18 protein-coding genes are annotated in these 22,105 nt (G+C 69.1%); 8 read left to right on the top strand and 10 right to left on the bottom strand.

Annotated elements, in window-relative coordinates; translation table 11 throughout:
• Window positions 1–6: 6 nt before the first annotated feature.
• The 5 genes from nadD to FJV41_RS28195 form a co-directional block, all read right to left on the bottom strand.
• Complete coding sequence (nadD, locus tag FJV41_RS28215) at window positions 7–567, bottom strand: nicotinate (nicotinamide) nucleotide adenylyltransferase (RefSeq protein WP_141645669.1); 561 nt, start codon at window positions 565–567, stop codon at window positions 7–9.
• 14 nt (window positions 568–581) lie between these two features.
• A complete protein-coding gene (locus FJV41_RS28210; protein ID WP_141645668.1) occupies window positions 582–1,253 on the bottom strand; it encodes a hypothetical protein in 672 nt (223 codons plus the stop codon).
• 16 nt (window positions 1,254–1,269) lie between these two features.
• The gene (locus tag FJV41_RS28205) at window positions 1,270–2,451 is read right to left on the bottom strand and encodes an exo-beta-N-acetylmuramidase NamZ family protein (protein ID WP_141645667.1); all 1,182 of its coding nucleotides are present in this window, start codon (window positions 2,449–2,451) and stop codon (window positions 1,270–1,272) included.
• 39 nt (window positions 2,452–2,490) lie between these two features.
• Window positions 2,491–3,795: an adenylate/guanylate cyclase domain-containing protein gene (locus FJV41_RS28200; RefSeq protein WP_141645666.1), complete on the bottom strand. Its 1,305-nt coding sequence runs from the start codon at window positions 3,793–3,795 to the stop codon at window positions 2,491–2,493.
• 65 nt (window positions 3,796–3,860) lie between these two features.
• The gene (locus tag FJV41_RS28195) at window positions 3,861–4,607 is read right to left on the bottom strand and encodes a tetratricopeptide repeat protein (protein ID WP_141645665.1); all 747 of its coding nucleotides are present in this window, start codon (window positions 4,605–4,607) and stop codon (window positions 3,861–3,863) included.
• A 75-nt stretch (window positions 4,608–4,682) separates the two neighbouring features.
• On the opposite strand from FJV41_RS28195, the gene FJV41_RS28190 reads away from it, so the two are divergent.
• Both FJV41_RS28190 and FJV41_RS28185 read left to right on the top strand, forming a co-directional pair.
• Window positions 4,683–7,088: an endonuclease MutS2 gene (locus FJV41_RS28190; RefSeq protein WP_141645675.1), complete on the top strand. Its 2,406-nt coding sequence runs from the start codon at window positions 4,683–4,685 to the stop codon at window positions 7,086–7,088.
• A gap of 147 nt (window positions 7,089–7,235) precedes the next feature.
• Window positions 7,236–8,003 (top strand): ATP-grasp domain-containing protein, encoded by a 768-nt coding sequence (locus tag FJV41_RS28185; protein WP_141645664.1) that lies wholly within the window; start codon window positions 7,236–7,238, stop codon window positions 8,001–8,003.
• Window positions 8,004–8,012: 9 nt separating this feature from the next.
• Here FJV41_RS28185 and FJV41_RS28180 read toward each other — a convergent pair whose 3' ends face one another.
• Both FJV41_RS28180 and FJV41_RS28175 read right to left on the bottom strand, forming a co-directional pair.
• The gene (locus FJV41_RS28180; protein WP_246137461.1) at window positions 8,013–9,521 is read right to left on the bottom strand and encodes a hydroxymethylglutaryl-CoA reductase; all 1,509 of its coding nucleotides are present in this window, start codon (window positions 9,519–9,521) and stop codon (window positions 8,013–8,015) included.
• Window positions 9,522–9,780: 259 nt separating this feature from the next.
• On the bottom strand, window positions 9,781–11,505 hold the full coding sequence (locus FJV41_RS28175; RefSeq protein ID WP_141645662.1) for a phosphatidylinositol-specific phospholipase C: 1,725 nt from the start codon (window positions 11,503–11,505) through the stop codon (window positions 9,781–9,783).
• A gap of 240 nt (window positions 11,506–11,745) precedes the next feature.
• Here FJV41_RS28175 and FJV41_RS28170 point away from each other — a divergent pair, with 240 nt between their 5' ends.
• A complete protein-coding gene (locus tag FJV41_RS28170; RefSeq protein ID WP_141645661.1) occupies window positions 11,746–13,920 on the top strand; it encodes a M4 family metallopeptidase in 2,175 nt (724 codons plus the stop codon).
• A 157-nt stretch (window positions 13,921–14,077) separates the two neighbouring features.
• Entirely contained in the window at window positions 14,078–14,473 is a 396-nt protein-coding gene (locus tag FJV41_RS28165) for a VOC family protein (protein WP_141645660.1), read from the top strand.
• A gap of 10 nt (window positions 14,474–14,483) precedes the next feature.
• On the opposite strand, the gene FJV41_RS28160 is transcribed toward FJV41_RS28165, so the two are convergent.
• Window positions 14,484–14,945, bottom strand: coding sequence for a tetratricopeptide repeat protein (locus tag FJV41_RS28160; protein ID WP_141645659.1), 462 nt, complete (start codon window positions 14,943–14,945; stop codon window positions 14,484–14,486).
• Between the two features lie 98 nt (window positions 14,946–15,043).
• Here FJV41_RS28160 and FJV41_RS28155 point away from each other — a divergent pair, with 98 nt between their 5' ends.
• A complete protein-coding gene (locus FJV41_RS28155; RefSeq protein WP_141645658.1) occupies window positions 15,044–15,634 on the top strand; it encodes a hypothetical protein in 591 nt (196 codons plus the stop codon).
• A gap of 40 nt (window positions 15,635–15,674) precedes the next feature.
• Here FJV41_RS28155 and FJV41_RS28150 read toward each other — a convergent pair whose 3' ends face one another.
• Together FJV41_RS28150 and FJV41_RS28145 are read right to left on the bottom strand one after the other, a co-directional pair.
• Entirely contained in the window at window positions 15,675–17,021 is a 1,347-nt protein-coding gene (locus FJV41_RS28150; protein ID WP_141645657.1) for a sigma-54-dependent transcriptional regulator, read from the bottom strand.
• 3 nt (window positions 17,022–17,024) lie between these two features.
• Window positions 17,025–18,239, bottom strand: coding sequence for a sensor histidine kinase (locus FJV41_RS28145; protein ID WP_246137460.1), 1,215 nt, complete (start codon window positions 18,237–18,239; stop codon window positions 17,025–17,027).
• A gap of 614 nt (window positions 18,240–18,853) precedes the next feature.
• Between FJV41_RS28145 and FJV41_RS28140 the strand changes: the two genes are divergently transcribed.
• From FJV41_RS28140 to FJV41_RS28130, 3 genes are all read left to right on the top strand, one after another.
• Complete coding sequence (locus FJV41_RS28140; protein ID WP_141645655.1) at window positions 18,854–20,317, top strand: TolC family protein; 1,464 nt, start codon at window positions 18,854–18,856, stop codon at window positions 20,315–20,317.
• 8 nt (window positions 20,318–20,325) lie between these two features.
• Window positions 20,326–21,042, top strand: a complete 717-nt coding sequence (locus tag FJV41_RS28135; RefSeq protein ID WP_141645674.1) for an ABC transporter ATP-binding protein — start codon at window positions 20,326–20,328, stop codon at window positions 21,040–21,042.
• 45 nt (window positions 21,043–21,087) lie between these two features.
• The coding region (locus FJV41_RS28130; RefSeq protein ID WP_141645654.1) for an efflux RND transporter periplasmic adaptor subunit at window positions 21,088–22,105 on the top strand (1,018 nt) is incomplete at its 3' end.

Below are 22,105 nucleotides of genomic sequence, written 5' to 3'. Positions count from 1 at the left end.
GCCCTGCTACTTCCCGCGCCTCAGTCCATACAGCCCGGCGGCGCGGGCATGCGCCAGCACCCCGGACGGCACCAGGTCCGAGGGCTCCGTGCCCCGCGCCAGCAGCTCGCGAATCACGGTGGAGGACACCTCGGCCAGGGGCGGTCCCACCGTGTCCGGCGCCGGGTAGCCCGCGCGGTACAGCACGAGGACCCGCGACATCTCCTGGATGCGGTGGAAGTCCTTCCAGTGAGGCAAATCCCGCAGGATGTCGCTGCCGATGATGAGGGACCAGCGCACGCTCGGGTGGCGCTCCACCAGCAACGCGAGCGTGTCCACCGTGCGGCCCGTCAACCCAGGCTCGCTCTCGATGCGCGTCGTCTTCAGCCAGCCCGACGTCTCGCGGCACATGGCGTCACACATGGCGACGCGGTGCTCGAACGCCTCCATCTGCTTGCCGAACGGGTGTTGCGCGGACGGCATCAACCACACCTCGTCCACGCCCTGCGTCGCGTGCACGTACGAGGCCGCCATCAGATGCCCCACGTGCGGCGGGTTGAACGAGCCTCCAAGGAGCGCGACCTGCACGTCAGGGCCTCACGTCACTTCAAGGTCAGCTTCGGGGACTTCTTGTCCAGGGCCAGCACCCGCGGCTCAAACACCACGTGCCCGTCCAGCCGGTACGCGGAGAAGCGCAAGTCGCGGTCCGCCTTCTCCAGCAGCGCGCACGTCTGCTCCGCGGCGCCCACCAGGCGTCCCGGCGTCAGGAAGTAGCGCGGGCCAATCTGGACGACTTTCGGCTCCGGGTCCTTGCCGTGGATGAAGACCATCGCGTTCAGCAGGTCCTCGCGCGTCAGGTCGTTCTTGTCGTGCACCACGCAGCACAGCGTATCGCCCAGCAGGTCCATCGCCTTGTTGTTGATGGTGGGGTCTCGATACTGGAGCGATTCGCGCTCTGGAACGCGCACGAAGCGCTCCATGACCAGTCGCCGGTTCTCCTCGGAGGCCACATCCGCGGGTGCCGCACCGCGCGCGGGCGTCCGAGGCAACGAGTCCTGGCTGCCGAGCCACTGGCTCACGTCCGCCAGGAAGTCCGAGTCCGAGTACTCCCGGCCGCCCCGGCTCTTCTGCCGCCGCCAGAGCAGCCACTCGTCCAGGTCCGTGTAGCGCGCGCCCGTGAAGAGGAAACGGCGCGCGCCCAGGGAGCGCAGCAGCTCATAGGCCGCGTCGAAGGCTTGCAGGTCGCCGTGGCTGTCGGAGAAGACACCAATCACGTGGAAAGTCCCACGCTCAAGCGTACAGCAGGTAGGGCTCCCTTTGTCCGGCGAAGCGCTCGGTCTGGGTGGAGAATCCCTCCATCAGCCGCTCCAGGCTCCACCCAGCCTCGATTCCCCGGCGCACCTGGTCCGTCCCGCACAGCAGGTCGAACGCCGGCACGTCCTCGACGAACTCGTACGCGTCCGCCCGCCAGTCGAACTTCCCCGGGCCAATGTCGTGCAGGGCCTGGAAGATGGCGACCCCGGTGCGCAGCGACTGGAAGGTCCGCCGGTCCGTGACATGGATGAAGGCCCCGTTGCAGGACTCGCCCCGGTACTTGTCGAACGTCGGGGTGAAGCCCACGGCGCGGAAGGCCACGCCCGGAAGGTCCTCCTTCGCCAGTCGCGCCAGCAGCGCGTCCGTGTCCACCCAGGGCGCGCCGAACTGCTCGAAGGGGCGGCACGTCCCGCGCCCCTCGGACACGTTGGTCCCCTCCCCCAGGCACATGCCCGGATACACCAGCGCCGTGTCCGGCGTGGGCATGTTGGGCGACGGGGAGATGAACGGCAGGTTCGTGTCTGACCAGAAGTGCTCGCGGCGCCAGCCCTCGCAGGGCACCACCGTCAGCGCGCAACCGAAGCCCTCCTGCGCGTTGAACAGCCGGGCCAGCTCCCCCGCCGTCATCCCGTGGCGGTTGGGCAGCGCGTACAGGCCCACGAAGGAACGAAACCCCTCCCCCACCAGGTTGCCTTCCATCGCCTGGCCATTGAGGGGATTGGGCCGGTCCAGCACATAGAAGGGCACACCCGCCTTCGCGGCCACCTTCATGGCCAGCGCCATGGTGTAGACGTAGGTGTAGTAGCGGCTGCCCACGTCCTGGATGTCGAAGACGAGCGCGTCCAGGCCCTTGAGCCACTCGACACGCGGGGACAGCGACTCGAACGTGGAGCCATAGAGGCTGTGGACGGGTACGCCGGTACGGCGGTCCTTCTCCTCGCCCACGGCCACCATGTACTGCGCCTCGCCGCGCACGCCGTGCTCCGGGCCGAACAGCGCGCCCAGCGTCACGCCCGGCGCCTGGGCCAGCAGGTCCGCCAGGTGGCGGAAGCGCGAGTCCACACTGGTGGGGTTGACGATGGCCCCCACGCGCTTGCCCTTCAGCGCGGAGAAGCCCTGCTCCACCCACACGTCCAGTCCCGTCTTCACCTTCGTCACGGCGCTTCCTTCCTCGCAACGGGCCTCGCGGGCCGGTCCTCAGTCCTTGAAGCTCTTGAGCGCGTTCTGCGCGGCCACCTTCGAGTCGCACTTCCCCACGCCGAGGAAGCCGCCCGAGCCGTCGTCCGGCCCTCCATCCTCCGCCAGGTCCTCCAGCTCGCCCAGCGCGCTCTGCAGCTTGAGAGAGCGCACCGCGTCCGCCGCCGCCGCGCGCACGCTGCACATGGGATGCGACAGCATCTGGATGACGCGTTTCTCGGCGTCACCATTGCCAACCCTCACGGCGCGCGCGTAGTCGTCCAGCGAGCGTCGGGGGTTCTCCATCGCTTCGTCCAGCTGGCCCTGGAGGTAGAGGCGACGGCCCTGGTCCTTCTCCTCGCCGATGATCTTCCGCGCTTCCTTCGCCAACGCCTCACGCTCGCTCTTGGGCGCGCGCTCCACCTCGGAGATGGCCCGCGTCGCCGGGCTGCCGCTGAAGGCCACCACGCCCACCCCCAACACCACCGCCAGCGCTCCGGCGATCAGCAGCGTGCGACGGTGCGCGCCCAGCACCCGCAGCACCGCTCCCGCTCCGCCCGGAGGCACCCCGTCCCGCATCCGCGCGAAGAGCGACCTGCCGGCATGTGACGCCTGACGCCCCAGCACCACCGCGCCCGCCGCGGCCCGCTGTCCCAGCTCCGCCGCCCGCTGTCCCAGCAGCGCCACATCCACCGCGCCGCCCTCCAGCGACGACTCCGGCACACGCGACAGGCCCAGGTTTCCGTAGGGCGGCATCGACTCCGTGCCCGGCGCCTCGGCGATGGCGCCCGCGGAGGGCGCCTCCACGCGGTACGGCGCGCGCGGCACCTGGAAGACTCGAATCTTCCCAGGGATGCCCTTGAGCTCGAAGGCGCCCACCTCCCGCGAGGGAATCTCCGCCTTGTTCATCGCCAGGTAGACGGCCTCGGTGAAGTACACCTCGCCCGCCTCGGCCAGCCCCTCCACGCGCGCGGCGATGTTCACCGGCTCCCCGAAGACGTCGTTGCCGTCCAGCCGCACCTCGCCCACGTTGATGGCGAAGCGGACATGGAGCTGCTCCGACTCGGGCACCCCCCGGTTGTGGTGCCACAGCCGGTCTTGGATGGCGACGCCACTGAGCACCGCCTGGGTGGGTGACTCGAACGTCAGCAGGAGCGCATCACCGATGGACTTGATGATGCGGCCGTCAAACGCCTTGATGAGCGGCGACAGCAGGGCACCGTGGACCCGCAGCAGGCGCTGGTTCTGCTCCAGCGACTGCCGACTGGTCCGCTCGGTGAAGCCCTTGATGTCGGTGAAGACAATGGCGAGGTTGGCGGTCTTCAAAGCGCGCGCAGTCTATGCGCCACGATCCGGGGCGCAATCGCCGCGACGCACCGCGACGTCATTCGTCAGCGACGCGACGGCTTGAGCGCTCGCATGCGCTTCTTCTCTTGCGGCTCCATGGACTTGCGCACCTTCGCCGCGAGCTGGGGCCGCTCCGTCCGCTCGTAGAAGTCGGCCAGCTTGCGGAGCACCAGCGGGCTGTCCGGCTGGACGCTCCGCGCCGCCAGCAGCTCCGTCTCGGCATCCAGAAGCCGCTCCTGCTTCTCCAGCACGTCCGCCAGTTGGAGGCGCACCTGCACCCACTCCGGCTTCGAACGGGCCAGGTAGCGGTAGTGGAGCTCCGCCTTGAGCAGGTCCCCCAGGGAGACCCACAGGCCCCCGAGCCGGAAGCGAGCCTCCTCGTACGACGCCCGGTGCTGCACGGCCGTCTCATAGGCCCGGGTGGCCTGGAGGGAGTTGCCCCGCTCCTCCCAGAGCAGCCCCCGCAGGTACCAACCCCGGGGGTTGGTGGGAGCGATGCGCGTGGCGACTTCCAGGTGGGCCTCGGCCTGCTCCAGCGAGCCGCCCACCTTCAGCAACAGTCGCGCGGCCTCCAGGCGGGGCAGCTCCCACTGGGGTTTGGAGAGGACCAGGGCCTCCACGGCCTGGAGTGCGCCGGTGTCATCCCCGCCCGACTCCAGCGCGAGCGCGTCCGTCAAGGACATGGGTGGTGAAGCCGGGGCCACGGGTCGGGACTGCGCCACCGTCAGGGTGGATGGCTCCGCGGCGTCAGAGGCGCCCGCCAGGCAAGCCACCAGGAAGACCCAGTGCATGCGCGGCAGATAGCAGAGCCGAGCGGGGCTCCTCAATAGATCCTCTTGACGGCCGGACGGCTGCGCATGAAACCCATGACCGTGCAGATATCCCAAAAGACGCTGGAAGACCTCGGATTCGCGGAAGTACTTCGCGCGCTGACGCAGCGGTGTCGGACGGAGCCAGGCAGGGAGCGAGTGCTCGCCCGGCCGTTCCTCGACTCGGCCGAGCAGGTCTCGGAGGCGCTGGCCCTGGTGGGCGAGGCGCGCTCCCTGTCCCGGGAACAGTTCTCCCTGCCGCTTGGCGGCGTGGTGGACCTGCGAATCCCCGTGGGCCATGCGGCCAAGGGCGGCATCCTGGAGCCCCGTCAGCTCATCGACTCGGCGCAGCTCCTGTTCGCCTTCGTCCGCACCCGTGAGGCGGTAGAAGAACGCAAGGAGCGGGTGCCCCGGCTGATGGAGCTGGCGCGCCGGCTGCCCATGCTGGAGTCACTGGCCCGGCGCATCGACCAGTGCTTCGAGCCGGACGGTGAGATTTCCGACCGCGCCAGCCCGGAGCTGCGCGAGGCCAGGGACAGGGCCCGGGGCCTCCACCGGCGCATCAAGACGCGGCTGGACGAGATGCTCCACGACGAGGGCTTCCTCTCCAAGCTGCGCGAGAACTACTACACCCTGCGCAACGGCCGGTACGTGGTGCCGGTGGTGTCGAACTACCGCTCGGAAGTGGACGGCATCGTCCACAACGCGAGCCAGACGGGCCAGACGCTCTTCATGGAGCCGCAGGCGATGGTGGGCCTGGGCAACGACCTGGCCATTGCCCAGTCGGTGGTGCTGGAAGAGGAGCGGCGGGTGCTCCAGGAGCTGAGCCAGCAGCTCGGCCGGGAGTCGGACCGCATCCTGGAAGGTCTGGACGCGGTCGCGGAGCTGGACGAGGCGGAGGCGGTGGCCATCCTCTCCGCGGACCTGGACGCGAGCACGCCGGAGTTCGTCGGAGTATCGGACCTTCAGTTGCAGTTGCTGCGCCACCCGCGCCTGGTGCTCAAGGGCACGGAGGTCATCGCCAACGACGTGACGCTCAATGGTGGCGCGAAGGCGCTCGTCGTGTCCGGCCCCAACGCTGGCGGCAAGACGGTGACGCTGACTGGCGTGGGGCTGTGCGCGCTGATGCTGCGCGCGGGCCTGCCCATTCCGGTGGCGGAAGGCTCGCGGATGCCCCTGTATCGCTCCGTGCACTCCACGGTGGGCGACTCACAGGACCTGACGCAGGGCCTGTCCACGTTCAGCGCGCACGTGGTGATGCTGCGCGACATCATCGCGGAGGTGGGCGAGGGCTCGCTGGTGATGATCGACGAAATCGCCGCGGATACGGACCCGCGCGAGGGCGCGGCCATCGCCATCGCGGTGCTCGAGGAGATGCTGGCCAAGGGCGCAGTGGCGCTCGTCACCACGCACCTGGAGGAGCTCAAGGCGCTGGCGCACATGGACCCGCGCTTCTTGAATGCACGGGTGGGCTTCGACTCGAAGCGGATGGCGCCAACGTATCGGCTCCAGATGGGCGCGGCGGGCCAGTCCTCCGCCATCGACATGGCGGTCCGGGTGGGCCTGCCCCAGCGGGTATGCGAGCGCGCGCGTTCTCTGACGCTGAACGCGGGCGGTCCCCTCTCCCAGGCACTGGCGGCGGCCGAGGACGAGCGGCGCAAGCTGTCCGAGGAGCTGGAGCGGGCGCGCGTCGCGGCGAAGGAAGCCGAGGCGCTGCGCACCGAGTTGGAGAAGCAGAAGCAGACCTTCGAGCGGGAGCGCCGCGCGAAGATGATGCAGTTCAACGAGGACGTGCATGCGGCCAGCGAGCACGCGGCCTCGGAAGTGAGAGAGCTGCTGGCGAAGCTGCGCTCCGAGCAGAACGAGAAGGCGCTGTCGGAAGCGCGGATGCAGCTCCAGCAGCGGGCGGAGGATGCCCAGAAGCGCGCCCTGGCGGCGAAAGCGGAGCTGTTCCAGGTGGAGGCTCCGGGGCCGGTGAATCTCAAGGTGGGCGCCTGGGTGCACCACTCCGGACTGGGCCGGGATGTGGAGATCCTGGAGCTGGCGGAGGGCCACGCGGTGGTGTCCGCCGGTGGGGCGATGAAGATGCGGGTGCCCACGTCGGAGCTGTCGGGCTCTCGCACGCGCAAGCCGCAGCAGGCGAAGTTCCCGGAGCGGCAGAAGCAGGAGGCGTCGCTGAAGCGGGCGGCCTCGGCGGCGGCGGCGCAAGTGGAGGCAACGAACTTCCGGTGCGACGTGCGCGGTATGCGCGCGGATGACGCGCTCGCGGAAGTGGAGTCCTTCCTGGACCGGGGCATGCGCAGCGGCGAGGAAGCCGCGCTCATCGTCCACGGCCACGGCACGGGGGCGCTGAAGCAGGCGCTGCGCGACTACCTGTCGAACTCGCCCTACATCCGGATGTACCGGCCGGGTGAGGCCCACGAGGGTGGTGACGGCGTCACCGTGGTGGCCCTGCGCGCCTGAGCGAAGGATGCAGGTCACCCGGAGGGCCCGGACGGACTGGGGAGACCCAGGCGCTCCGGGCCCTTCCCTTTTCCACCAAGGCACAGGTCGTCAGCCCCACCCCGGGCCGAGCGTCCCCGGCCCACTGCTTCGCACGGAGGGAGCCACATGCACTGGGTCGTCCAGAGCAACCTGTTCAACGAGCGCGGCTTCCACGACCTGGTGCAGGCTCTGGAGCGCGGAGGCATTCCCCACACCCTGGTGAAGGTGATTCCCTTCGATGGGGGCGTGGAGCCCACCGTTGACGTGACGGGGCCCGTCGTCGTCATGGGGTCGCTCAGCCTGGCGCGCTACGCGAAGGCCCGGGGATGGTCGCCGGGCGCGTTCCTCAACGAGCGGTTCGACTTTCGCGTGTGGCGCGAGCACCTGGGCGAGCACCTGTTGAATGCCGACGCGCACGTGTGCCGATTCGCCGAGGTGCCCGTGCGGGCGAAGCCGTTCTTCATCCGACCGTGCCTGGACGACAAGTCGTTCTCCGGCATGGTGACCTCATGGGAGGACTTCGAGCACTGGCGCGAGAGCGCCCTGGCGGAGCCCGAGAACACCCAGGTCACCTCGGACACGTGGGTGGTCGTCAGCGCGCTCCGGCACATCCAGAGCGAGTACCGCATGGTCGTCGTGGACGGCCGCGTCGTCACGGGCACGCGCTACAAGCTGGGGGACCGGGTCTTCTCCTCGCCGGAAGTCGAGCCGGACGTATGGACCTTCGCTCAGCGCATGGCGGACCGTTGGGGACCGGACCGGGCCTATGCGCTGGACGTCTTCGTCCACGAGCAGAAGCCCTACGTCGGGGAGATCAACACCCTCAACTCGGCGGGCTTCTACGGGTACGACGTCGGGAAGATGGTGGCAGCACTCGAAGCGATGAGCTTCTGACCTGGCTCGCTAGCGATTGCGCCCCAGGTGCTCGTGGCTGGCAACCCACTCCTCCGAGCCCAGCGTGGATGACAGGGCACACGCGAGCGACAGCTCTCCCGCGAGGACGACTCCCGCGACAATCTCCGCCAGCCGGCGCACCTTGCCGCGTCCGTAGCAGTCCATCATCTCCAGGCACTCCCGCTGCGTCGGCAGGCCCGTGCCTCCACCGTGCGTGGCCAGCACGAGCGCGGGCAAGGTGATGGACGCATAGAGGTCCCCGTCCGAAGTCTCCTCCATGTACAGGCGCCCGGCGGCGGACTCCGCCAGGGCCCCCACGTCCTGGCCCGTCGCGATGAACAGCGCCGCGAGTGCATTGGCGGACTGAGAGCCGTTGTTGTGTGAGCCCGCCAGATTCGACCCTTCCGTGGTGATGCGCTGCACCTGCACCAACTGGCGCACGTGTGTGCGCATCCGTGACAGGAGCAACTCCTTGCCGATGACCACCTCCGCCACCACGCGCTTGCCTCGGGTCCGCAGGATGTTGAGCTGGGACGATTTCTTGTCCGTGGAGATGTTGCCATCCAGGAAGCTGGCGCGGATGGCCGGATACTGCTCCCGAATCCACAGGAGCGCGGCGAACACGGCCTTGCCCACCATGTTCTGTCCCGCCGCATCTCCCGTCGTGAAGTTGAAGCGCAGGAAGACCATCCGGCTCACCTGATAGGCCTCGATGTCCTGGAGCGTCGCCACACGGCTCGTCGACTCCGCCTGCTCGGCGATGGCCGCCTGATTCGTCCTCACCCAGGTCGTGAATTCTCGCCCGGCCTTCGCGCTCTCGAACACGAAGACCGGCGAGCGTTGCATGGCGTCGTCCAGCACCGTGCAGACAGCCCCTCCGGCTTCGTTGAGGACCTTGATGCCGCGGTTGTAGCTCGCCACCATCGCCCCCTCTGTCGTGGCCAGGGGGATGAGGTACGCGCCATGCGCATTCTCCCCCAGGATGGTGAGGGGCCCGGCGATGCCCAGCGGAACCTGGGCCACACCCGTGAAGTGCTCGCACGAGTTCCTCGCATGGCCGGCGTCGAACGAGTGGCTCGCCACATGCTCCAGCCGAGCCCCCGTCCACGCCTCCGCGTAGTCCCGCCGGCAGCGGACGATGTCCTCCGTGTAGTCATCCTCCGGACTGCGCGGGATGCGACTGTCAGGCTCCGGGTGTCCCTCCTCGATGGCCTCCGTCACATGCAGACTCACGGGGCCGTGAAGTCCACACTCCAGCTCCACCTCCACCCGGTGCTCCCCCTCCCCGAGCGGCGGAATCTCGGCGCGCAGGCACAGCGTCCTTCGCTGCTCGAAGGCAACCGGGCATTCCCGCGACAGCCGCTCGCCACGCCACACGGGGCCCTCGTCCGACATCAACACGACCTGCTCGAGCGGAACTTCCTTCCCATCCACCCGAACCACGCCGAGCCCGATGAGCCGCAGGTCCGTCAGGTGATTGCGCAGCTCGAGTTCCACCGCGCCGCGCCGATTCCTCAAGCACCGCGTCGCTCCGGGTTCGCTCCCGATACCCCTCGTCGAACTCACCACATCGCTGGCCATGACGCCCCCCAGGCCAAGCAAGGCACGCTTGTTTCAAATGTCGCGCGGAGCCGGCACGACACTGCCGACTTCCCGGCAAAGCATGTTCAACGAGGCGCCCCGCCATCCAACGTGTGACAGCACCTCGCCCCGCGAGGCAGACAGGACGGGCCCGCGGGACGAGGAACATTCAACCCCGCGGGCACCGCCCGAAGCCTCAGTGCAGTCCCGTCCGGCTGACAGAGGCCGACGAAATCTGGTCATTCCACGGCCCACCCGGCACCGCGTTGACCTCGCGAATACTCGAGGACGTGGTGAAACACCGGCCCGTCTGGTTCGGGTGCTCGCACAGCGTCGCCTGATAGGGCCCCAGCACCGTGACGGAGCTCAGCGAATCATCGAAGCCGACGTCCCCCAGGAAGCCGACGTTCGACGTCAGCCGGACGACGTTGCCCTCCTGCTGGATGTGCTCGTGCAGATACACCCCGTCGTAGGCCGAGTAGCCCTGGACCGCATACGTGTAGTCGCCCGACGACGTCTTGTAGCCGCGCCCGAAATCCGAATACGCCCAGTTGCCGAGCCCTCCCGGAGCGCGCTTCACCACCACGGACCAGAGCTGGAACGGGAAGCGCGCGCTCAGCCGTGAATGGAGCTGGGAGGACCTGTCTCCCGAGCCTCCAGACAGGCTCCCGAGCTGCCCGTTCACATAGCTGGCCAGATACCCCGGCCCCACCACGCTGGTCACCGTCCGCGTTGGAAAGGCGAGGTGCGTGAAGTCATCCATCGAATCGGATTGATAGAAGGCGCCCTCGTGGTGCATCCACGCCCCCCACTCCTTCTTGAGCGCCATCACATGCCAGTTGCGCCCGGGCGCCGCATTCTGGAGAAACGCCTGCATCCCATACCAGCGCGCCTCCGCGTCGCCACCGAGCGTGTACGCCGTATTCCTGAAGATGGCGCTGAAGTCCGTCGGCAACCCACTGGAGGACGGCAGCAGCCGGAAGTTGAGGGCCAGGATGGCGTCAATCAATCCCGCCCCCGGGAAATCCATCATCATGATGCCCGCGCGCTGCGCCCACCCGCCCACCAGGTGGTCGATGGCGTAGTCATTCACGCCCCGGTAATTGATACCCAGGATGTTGATTCCTCCCGCCACATGTAAGGGATAAGCCATGGCGGAAGAACCACTCAGGAAGTTGATGAACAGGGTGGACGGTGAGCCGCCCTGGGTCCTGTCCAGGTGCGCCCGGACCTTGTTCCACTTGTCGTCGATGTCCGCGAGCTGGGACACCGTCCAGTCATCCTGGAGATTCACCGCGCCCCAGGGGATGCCGTAAGTCCCTCCGGCGAAATCGTCCACAATCACAATCTTCCCGCGGACCTCTCCCAGCGTGGGCACATGAGAGCCCCGCCAGAGATAGGGGCTGTAGGCGGGCTGGTCGCGATACCACTCGAAGGTCTGCGCGAAACCACGCGTATTGCTCTCCTCCGTGTGTTCCCGCTTCACGCGCATCACCACCGTCTCGGTGGGGTGCGCATTGAGGAACTGGATGGTCGTCTGGAGGACATCGTCGAAGTTGACGTGCAGGTAGACGACGCCGTGGTGGATGGTGAAACGGTCACCGATGTGCCGACAACGGATGTCCAGCGCGCGGATCCCCGCGTCGAGCTGCTGGCGCAATCCCAACGACTGGGTCTGTGTCAGATCTCCACCATAAGATTGATAGGCCATGGTGTCGTGAGTCCCAGGCATGGACAGGGCGCCCAGGCCCGTCGAGCTGGGGACCCAGCTCATCCACGCGGGGTGACTCGTCTCGATACCGCCGGAGTGGTTGTAGTACCGCCCCCTCGCGAGGGCTGGAGTCGTACCGACGATGAGCCCCAGAGCCAGCAGGAGCGCCAGGGGACGAAGCCCCGCGACAGGGAAAGACAGCGTGGACATGATTGTCTCTCGTTGACGTGTGAAGGGGTGGCGGCGACATACCCTTGCCCACGAATGGGCACACCTGAGCGGGCCTGCGTGTAAAACCACCCCGAAACAGGAAAACCATCTTATATATCAAAATCACTTGAAACACGAATAAGCCACGTGCAATGAAAGAGCCCCTTCTACAGAAAGGTCGTGCTCTTGAGAGGCAATGTCTGGAGGACGTTCTGCGCGGCGTGGGTTGGCGCCGGTCTCATGGCTTGCGGTGCGGTGCAGCCAGAAGGAGAAGCACCCAACGGGGAGGCCAAGGACGCGGATGTCCAGGCCGCGTTGGCGCGACTGCCTGGAGCAGAGGTGGTCGGACAGCAGGAAGGTGTCCCGTTCCTCATTCGCGGTGAGCTGGGTCGGCTGACCGAGGCTGGCGGAGTGTCCGCGCAGCGCGCTCGCTCCGACTCCGGCGAGGAGGCGCGCGAGGCCCTGGCGGAGATCGCCTCCGCCTTCCGCCTGCGCAACGACGACCTGGTGTTCCGCCGCGCCACGGTGGACGCGCAGGGCCGCAAGCACCTGCGCTTCCGGCAGCTCGAGCAGGGCCTGCCCGTGGTGGGCAGCGAGCTGGTCCTCCACGCGGACCCGGAGGGCCTCATCTACGCGGCCAACGGCTCGGCGCGCGGTGGCTCGGCGCCTTCCGCTCGGGCGACGGTGGCCTCGGAGGCCGCTCGCACGTCCGCGCTCGCCGGAACGTCCGTCGACGGCGCGAAGGCCGAGGGCGCTCCGACGCTGGTGTACCTGCGTCCCGAGGGCACCGAGGAGCTCCGGCTGGCGTGGCAGGTGCGCCTGGTAGGCACCCGCGACGGCTTCAAGGCCGATGACCTGGTCTATGTCGACGCGCAGCGCGGCGGCGTTGTGGCCACGCATCCGCAGATCCACGAGGCGCTCAACCGCCGGGTGCACAGCGCCAACAATGGCAGCACCACGCCGGGCACCCTCCGCCGCAGCGAGGGACAGGCGGCCACGGGCGATGCCCACGTGGACATGAACTACGACCAGCTCGGCGTCACATACAACTGCTACCAGACGCTGTTCGGCCGCGACTCGTATGACAACGCGGGCGCCGCACTCATCAGCACCGTCCACTACGGCAGCAACTACGTGAACGCGTACTGGGACGGCACCCAGATGGTGTACGGCGACGGCGACGGCGTGAACTCCATCGAGCTGGGCAAGGACCTGGACGTCACCGTCCACGAGCTGACCCACGCGGTGACGGACACCGAGTCGGACCTCATCTACTCGGGTGAGTCCGGCGGCCTCAACGAGTCCATGTCCGACATCTTCTCCGGCGTGTGCGAGAGCTGGACGCGCAACTGGGCCACGGACGCGGACGTGTTCATGGTGGGCGAGGACATCTGGACCCCGGGCACCGCCAACGACGCCCTGCGCTACATGGACGACCCGGCCAAGGATGGCGACTCGCTGGACTTCTACGGCGACTACTCGTCCGGCGTGGACGTGCACTACAGCTCCGGCATCAGCAACCTCGTCTTCGCCCTGCTCTCCAAGGGTGGCACGCACCCGCGTGGCAAGACGACCAACACCGTCGCCGCGATTGGCCCGGAAGCGGCCGGCCGCATCTTCTACAAGGCCAACACGGACCTCTTCACCCCGAGCACCACGTTCGAGCAGGCCAAGGCGTACACCGTCCAGGCCGCGCAGGAGCTGGGCTACAACGCCGCGACCGTCCAGGCCGTGACGGATGCATGGGTGGCCGTCGGTGTGCCGCCTCCGCCCCCGGTGACGTCGCCGCTGAGCAACGGCGTGCCGGTGACGGGCCTGTCCGGCAGCTCCGGCAACAAGAAGTACTACACGCTGGAGGTCCCCGCGGGCCGCGCCTCGCTGGTCGTCACCACCAGCGGTGGCACGGGTGACGCGGACCTGTACGTGCGCTTCGGCGCCGCGCCGAACTCCGGCACCTACGACTGCCGCCCGTACACCGGCGGCAACGCGGAGACGTGCACCATCAACAACCCGCAGGCCGGCACCTGGTACGTCATGGTCAACGCCTACGCGGCCTACTCCGGACTGACGCTGACGGGCACGTATTCGGGCGATGGCGGACCCGGCACGCCCACCACGGAGACGGAGTCGGGCTCGGTGACGCGCAACACGAACGTGCGCTACGGCCCCTACACCGTGGTGCCGGGCACGACGTTCAGCGTGGTGATGACGGGCACGCGCAACCCCAACCTGTACGTCCGCTTCGGCTCGCAGCCCACCACCAGCGCCTATGACTGCCGCCCCAACCTGTCGGGGGCCGCCGAGACGTGCACGCTCACCGTGCCCGCCGGGCAGACAGCGGCCCACGTCATGGTGCGCGGCGCCAGCAACCAGGCGGCGACGTACAACCTGACCATCAACTACACGACGCCGTAGCACCGGCTTCGCGCGGCACCTCACGCGGCGGGCGGCTTCCCTCGGGAGGCCGCCCGTCGTGCGCTTTCCGCCCGCTCGAAGGCAGGCGGGAGAGCGAGCGCGGGGACCGCCGGGCGGTCACTTGTCACGAAGTCGCGCCCGTTCCCATCGTGACCGCATGCTCAAGCTCGACCACTTCGGATTCGTGACCAAGGACCTGGAGAAGTGCGTGCGCTTCTACGAGGCGTGCCTCGCTCCGCTGGGGCTCAAACTCACGGAACGCGGCGACGGCTTCGCGCTGTTCGGCACCGACCCGAAGTCCCCCTTCCTATGGGTGGGCACGCTTCGACCGGAGACCTGGACGGACCAGCACGGCCCTGGGCGTAGTCCCCTCCACATGGCGTTCTCCACCACGGACCGCGCGGAGGTGGACGCGTTCCATCAGCGCGGACTGGCCGCGGGCGGCCGGGACAATGGCGCGCCCGGTCCGCGCGTCGGCGCCTACAAGTACTACGCGGCCTTCCTGCTGGACCCGGACGGCAACAACATCGAGGCGTGCGTCCGGGAGATGTGACGCTCGTGGCTCAGGGCGCCTGTCCGGACAGCACCCGCTCCAGCGCCGCCGCCTGCTCGCGCTCGTCCGCGTTGGAGCTCCGGCCCGCGCGCTGGGCATGAAGCCTTGACCGGTCCGGCTCCGTCTTCGCCAGCGCCAGCGCCAGGTCCAGGTTCGCCCGGGGGTGGTCGGGGTGGGCCTCCAGCACCGGCCCCAGCACCTGCGCCGCGCGCGCGTCCTCCCCTTTCTCCAACAGCGCAATCGCCAGGTCACACGCCGGGCCCGGCTCCGATGGGGCCTTCGCGTGGACCAGCTCCAGCAACTCCACGGCCCTCGCGCGCTCCCCCGCCAGGTCCAGCGCCCGTGACAGCGCGTGCATCACCCCCGCGTCCCCCGGGGCTTCATGCAGCGCGGCCTCCAGCAGCCGCTTCGCCTCGTTCCCATCCCCCGCCTCCAGCCGCGCCAGTCCGTCGCGATACAGGTCCGTGCCCACAAGCTCTCCTTCTCACAATGCGGTGCGTTAATCCCATTCACGCAACTTCCACCCTACAGAGTGCGACAAACCAAGAGAAGCTTTCCCCCGGGTCCTCCATGCTCGTGCGCAATCCCCCCGTCTCCTCCCGCCGTCCGGTCTCCAACAGCGCTGAGTCGCCGACCGCCGAGCGCTCCAACACGGCGGTGCCGGTCCGGCCGAACACCCAGGACACCTTCGCCCGCGGCACGACCGCCACGGAGAAGACGGCCAAGGTGGGCGCGGCGCCCGCCGGGGACCACGGCAAGCTGATGAACGAGTACCTGACGGGTGCCCGCCCGCCCCCGGCCGACTTCGAGAAGGTGATGGGCTACAAGCCCTACGCCATCCAGACGAAGCACGGCCAGCGCATGCAGGACCCGCACGGCTCCGCGTCCGCGCCCGGCAAGATTGGCCCGGACAAGGAGTTCGACCCGGCCGCGAAGACGCACGACTACGGCTATGACCTGCTGCGCTACTACGACCGCAAGGGCACGCCCCTGGACGATGGCGCGCGCAAGGCGGCCGACGCGCTCTTCCGCAAGGACCTGTTCAACTACGCCAATGACCAGAAGGGCTTCGGCGACAAGCTGAAGTACCGGACGTGGGCGCAGATCTACGCCACCGCGGTGGAGGTCAACTCCCGCGTGCAGGGCTACGGCCCTCCGTGAGCGTGGCCCCGGGGGCGCGGCTGCTTCGCGCCCCCTGGCCTCACTGCATTCCGTAGCGCCGCAGCTTGTCGTAGAGCGTGCGCAACCCGATGCCCAGCCGCTGCGCGGCGCGCTTCCGGTTGCCACCCTCGTCCGCGATGGCCTGTTCAATCGCCATCCGCTCCAGCTCCTCCAGCGTCGTGTCCGGCAGGCGCACGCCCGCCGCGGGTGTGGCCGTGGGAGCCGGAGCACTGGTGGGGTCCAGCCACAGGTGGCTCGACTCCACCACCGCGCCGTCGGCGAGAATGGCAGCGCGCTCCAGGGCATTGCGCAGCTCGCGCACGTTGCCCGGCCAGGAGAAGGACTCCAGCCGCTCCGACGCCTCCGGGGACAGCTTCAACCCGGGCCGTCCCAGCTCCTCGCCAATGCGGCGCAGCAACAGCTCCGCCAGTGGGCGCAGGTCCTCGCGACGCTCGCGCAACGACGGCATCCGGATGGGGAACACCGCCAGCCGGTGGTAGAGGTCCTCGCGGAACTCGCCGTGGGCCATCATCGTCTTGAGGTCGCGGTTGGTCGCCGCCACCCAGCGCACGTCCGCCTCCAGCGTCCGGGTACCCCCCACGCGCTCGAAGCGCCGCTCCTGGAGCACGCGCAACAGCTTGGCCTGCAGCTCCGCCTTCAGCTCGCCCACTTCGTCCAGGAAGAACGTCCCGCCCTGGGCCAGCTCGATACGTCCGCGCCGCTGCGCCACCGCGCCGGTGAAGGCGCCCTTCTCGTGGCCGAACAGCTCGCTCTCCAGCAGCGTCTCCGTGAGGGCCGCGCAGTTCACCGCGACGAAGGGCCCCTCCGAGCGCTCTCCCCACTGGTGCAGCGCCCGCGCGGCGACCTCCTTGCCCGTACCGCTCTCGCCCACGAGCAACACCGTGGCCTGCGTGGGTGACACCTTGCGCAGCGCCTCCACCACGGGCCCCATCGACGGCGCGCCCCAGCTCAGCACCACCTCGCTGGTGGACTGACGCGCCTCCGCCTTGAAGTTCAACAGCGCGCGGCGCTCCAGCGCCCGAGCCACCGTCAGTCGCAGCTCCGCCGGACTTCCCACCGGCTTGAGCAGGTACTCGAACGCGCCGGCCTTCATCGCCGACACCGCGCTCTCCACCGAGCCCACCGCGGTGAGGATGACGACCTCCACGTCCGGCTGCTCCTCGCGCACCTTGCGCAGCAGCGTCAGCCCATCCATCCCCGGCATCCGCAGGTCGGTCACCAGCAAATCCACGCCCTGCTTCGCCAGGAGCCGCGCGGCCTCCTCACCATCCGCCGCCGTCGTCACCACGTGGCCTTCGACCTCGAGCGCCTCCGCGATGAACGAGCGCACGCCCTCCTCGTCATCCGCCACCAGGATGCGCGCCATGGCTCAGGTCCCCCTCGCCGGGACGATGAGCCGGAACTCCGCGCCACCTCCGGAATGGGTCTTCGCGCTCACCGAGCCCCCATGCAGCTCCACGATGCGGCGGGTGATGGCCAGGCCCAGACCCACGCCCCGCAGCCGCCCGGTGACGAAGGGCTCGAAGATGCGCTCCTCGTCTCCCTTCGGAATGCCCGGCCCGTAATCCCTCACGATGAACACGAGCGACTTGCCCTCCTGGGCCACGTCCACCTCCACCCGCTGCCCGGCCGGACTGACCTGCACCGCGTTGCGCAGCACGTTCTCCAGCGCCTGCTGGAAGCGCCCCGCGTCCAGCTCCCACTGCTCGCGGCTCGGCAGGTAGTGCGCCTGCACGCTGGACTCACCCGTGGCCTCCACCGCCGCGCGCAACACCTCGTTGGGGTCCGTCCCGGTGCGCCGCAGCTCTCCGCTGCGCACGAAGGACAGCAGGTCATTCATCAACTGCTCCAACCGCACCGCCTCACCCACGATGCGGTCCGCCTTGGGGCGCAGCACCTCGTCCCGCTCCACGCGCTCCGCGAGCAACTGAGCGTGGCCCTTGAGCGAGGCCAGCGGGTTGCGCAGCTCGTGCGCCAGCACCGCCGACATGGTGCCCAGTGCCGCCAGCCGACGGCCTCGCTCCAGTTCCGCAGCCAGGGCCTCGCGCTGCGCCAGGGAGCGCGAGAAGGCGAAGGCCAGCCCCAGGATTCCCACGCACGACACCGCCGCGATGAACAGCAGACGCTGCGCGCGGTCCGTCAACTCCAGCGCGGTGACAGGCTCGAACTCGTAGCCGATGCGCAGGTTGCGGCGCGGCTCCTGCGGCGCCGGGTCCACCGTGGGCGCGCCCCCGCTCGTCGTGACCGGGGCCTCCGGCTTGGGCTTGCGCAGTCGATGGATGAAGCGACCCCGGCCCGCCTCGATGCGCAGCAGGGGGCCATCCTGAATCTCTCCCAGCGAGCCCTCACCCGACGACTCCAGCACCCGCCCGTCCTCGATGATGGCCACGTAGCGCAGGCCGCCCTCCTGGTTCGCCGCGAGGAAGGCATCGAGCGACTGCTGGCTCGGAGGACCCGAGCCCTCACGGAAGGCCTCCAGCCCGGAGTGCATCAGGACGTTGGCCATGCCTCGCACCACCAGCGAGGACGACTCCATCGCGGACCTGCGGATGAAGAGCACCGCGGACAGGAGCACGGCGCACATGAGCCCCGCCGCGACCCACGGCATCCACGGACCACGCGGCCTCCAACGGGACGCGCCGCTCATCGACGATGACCCCGCTCGGGGTGAATCCCACTCCATGAGATGCCTCCGCTCGCTGCGAACTCTGCATGCACGGTGCGGAATCCGCACTCCCTTCTCGCACGGCGTGGCGCCACGCGGGCTCCCCATTGCCTGGTTGCTGTCGAGCCCATGCGGTTCTCCCCGAGGGTTGGCGCGGCGCACAGGCCGCTGGAGCGCAGTCCGAGCAGGCGGCGACACGCGTCACGCCCACCCGTCCCGGCCTCCGTGTGCAAGCACGAGGCCCACGTCTCGCCAGGGGCCCACGAAGCCTCGCCCCCACGCGGCCCTCACGCCGCGCGGCCTGACCGATGGAGGCCCTCGCGGACCGCATGCGGAATCCGCACTCGGACGGCGCTTCTCGCAGCGCTCGCGCGGGTTTCCCCTGAGGTTTCAATGTGTTGAAAACTGGCAAGGCGCATGCAGTCACCCTGCTTCGGAACCGCCGGACGCGCCAGAAGCGCACCGGCCTTCAACGGGACATGGCTGCGATGACGATGCTCAAGAGAGCGTGGTTCAAGAGACGGCCCCACCGGATGACTGCGCTGACGCTGGGCCTCCTCGGCCTGGTGGCGACGCCAGGATTGGGCGCGGCGCAGACGCCCACCCGGGCTCCCGGCACGGAGCAGAACGGCGCCGCCCAGACACAGAAGGCTCCGGCCGACGCGCCCACCCAGGAAACGACGAAGAAGGACGCAGCCGCGCCGGTTCAGGGAACTCCCCAGGCCCCAGACAGCGCGCCGGTCCAGAGCCTCACGGCCCAGGCAGAAGAGCCCCAGGGCGTGACTGTCACGCTCGAGGAGGCCATCGCGCGGGCGCTCAAGGCGAATCCGCAGGTGGTGCAGGCGGAGGGCACCGTCACCAACGCGGCGTCGGCGGAGCTCAGCGCGGTGGGCGCCTACCTCCCTTCCCTCTCGGCGAACGCGACGGGCTCGCTCTCCAGCAGTGATCGCATCGTGCCCGATACAGGCACCGTCGTCTCCGGTTCCAACGACACGTACAGCGCGGGCCTGTCCACGTCGTGGAACGTCTTCACCGGTGGCCAGCGCAGCGCCACGCGCAAGCAGACCCGCGCGCAGTCCGGTGCGGCCGGGGCACAGCTCACCGCACAGCGCGCCAGCGCGGTGCTCGACGTGGAACGCTCCTTCTACGAGGTCCTCCGGGCGACGGGCCTGGAAGAAGTGGCGCGCTCGCGCATCGAGCGGGCCAGGCAGAACGAAGACGCGGCGGAGCGGCGACTGGCGGTGGGCTCGGCGACGCGCTCCGACCTGCTGCGGGCGCGGCTGGACCACACCACGGCCCTGGAGGCGCTGCGCACGGCGGAGACCCAGCGCACCTCGGCGGCCCTGTCGCTGGGACGCCTCATCGGCGCGGACGGTCCGGCGCAGGCCCAGGCCGACGGGAACCTGGGCCCCAAGCCGTTCACGCTCACCGAGGCCGCGCTCATCACGGAGCTGGAATCCAACGCCCCCGCGGTGCTCGCCGCGGCCTCCACGCTGCGCGCCTCCGAAGCGGGCGTGAGCGTGGCGAAGGCGACCTACCTGCCGTCCGTTCGCCTGTCCGCCGGCTACGACTGGTTCAACCAGGACGCGAGCTTCAACGGAGGCAAGACGAGCTGGTCGGTGCGCCTGGGCCTCTCCTACCCCATCTTCGACGGCTTCCTGCGCGAGGAGCGGGTGCAGCGGGCCAGGACGCAGGAAGTTGTGTCCCAGGCGCAGCTCGCGGACACGCGGCGCGCGGTGCGGTCAGGGGCCAGCCAGGCGTTGGCTCAACTGCGCCTCTCCGCGGACCGCATCACCCTGTCCGAGCAGTCCGTGGAGGTGGCGCGCGAGGACCTCAAGGTGCAGGAAGAGCGCTACCGTCTGGGCGCGACGACCATCCTGGAGCTGCTGACGTCGCAGGAGAACCTGGTCCAGGCGGAGATCAACCTCGTGTCCTCTCGCTTCGACTACCGCATCGCACGCGCCGAACTGGAAGCGCTCGCCGGGAGGCCGCTGTGAGCACCGCCATGGAGAGTTCGACGGCGCGGGACATCGCGGACGTGGTCATCCGCGTGGAGGGCTTGAGCAAGGACTACACGATGGGCTCGGAGGTGGTGCGCGCGCTGCGCGGCGTGGACCTCACCATCCGCCGCAACGAATATGTGGCCGTCATGGGCCCGTCGGGCTCCGGCAAGTCCACCTTCATGAACCTCATCGGCTGCCTGGATGTGCCGAGCGGCGGGCAGTACTGGCTCAACGGCCAACCCGTGGCGGGGATGACGGAGAACGCGCTCGCGCGCATCCGCAACCGCGAGCTGGGCTTCGTGTTCCAGAGCTTCAACCTGCTGCCCCGCGCCTCCGCGCTGGACAACGTGGCGCTGCCGCTGGTGTACGCGCGCGTGCCCAAGAAGGTCCGCCACGAGCGCGCGGCGGCGATGCTGGAGAAGGTGGGCCTGGGCGCACGCAAGGACCACCGGCCCAACGAACTGTCGGGCGGTCAACGTCAACGCGTGGCCATCGCCCGCGCGCTGGTGACGCAGCCCGCGCTGCTGCTGGCGGACGAGCCCACGGGCGCGCTCGACAGCCGGACGGGTGAGGAAATCATGGCCCTCTTCGGCGAGCTGCACGCCCAGGGGCAGACGTTGATGCTCGTCACGCACGAGTCGGACATCGCGGCGTACGCGCGGCGGGTGCTGTTCTTGAAGGACGGCGTCATCGAGCGGGACGAGCTGAAGCGGAATTGAGCGGGACCGCGCCTCGCGCGGCCACGAAGAGACCTGGAGGACGTCGTGAGCAAGGCGAAGAAGATGGTCATCACGGGTGTCGCGGCGGTCCTGATTGGAGCGGGCGTCTACGCCACCCAGCGGAGCACGGAGTCCGCCACACCGGAGCGCTCGGCGGCCGTCGCCGTGGTGGAGCGCCGGGACATGGAGGTCGTCGCGGAGTCCGCCGGCCTGGTGGAGCCGCTGCGAGTGGTGGAGGTGAAGTCCAAGGCGTCCGGCGAAGTGCTCCGCGTGCTGTTCGACACCGGCGACAAGGTGGAGAAGGACGCGCTGCTCGCGGAGATCGACCCGCGCGACGTGCAGAACGCGCTGGCCCAGGCGCAGGCGGACCTGGACTCCGCGCGCGTGCGACTGAACACGACGGAGGCCCAGCGCCAGCGCATGGAGTCGCTGCGTCAGTCCGGCTACGTCACCCAGCAGGAATACGAGACGACGGTGGACGCCTACGCCACCGCGCGGGCGACCAAGGTGCGCGCGGAGACGAACCTCCAGCTCGCCAAGGAGCGCAGCCGCGACGTCACCATCCGCGCCCCCAGCGCCGGGACGCTGCTGGAGCGGACGATTCAGCCCGGGCAGATCATCGCGTCAGCCACGTCCAACGTGTCCGGTGGCAGCACGCTGTTCAAGATGGCGGACCTGTCCGTCATGCAGGTGCGCGCCAAGGTGGACGAGACGGACGTGGGCCAGCTCAAGGCGGGCCTCAAGGCGCGCGTGACGATGGAGGCGTACCCGGGAAAGACGTTCGTCGGTGAGGTCGTGAAGATCGAACCCCAGGCGCTGGTGGAGCAGAACGTCACCCTCTTCCCGGTGCTCGTGCGCCTGGACAATCCGGAAGGGCTGCTGCGCCCGGGGATGAACGCGGAGGTGGCCATTGAAATCTCCCGCCGCCGCGACGCCATCACCGTCCCCAACTCCGCCGTGGTGGGTCTGCGGGATGCCCGCGCGGCGGCGCTGGCGGTGGGTCTCACGGAGGACTCGGTGCGCTCGCTGATGCGTCCGCCGGGCTCCACCCTGTCTCTTATAC

The sequence above is a fragment of the Myxococcus llanfairpwllgwyngyllgogerychwyrndrobwllllantysiliogogogochensis genome, assembly GCF_006636215.1.
Classification (GTDB): Bacteria; Myxococcota; Myxococcia; order Myxococcales; family Myxococcaceae; genus Myxococcus; species Myxococcus llanfairpwllgwyngyllgogerychwyrndrobwllllantysiliogogogochensis.
Note: the sequence above shows the minus strand (reverse complement) of the source record. Positions and strands in the feature narration are given on the sequence as shown.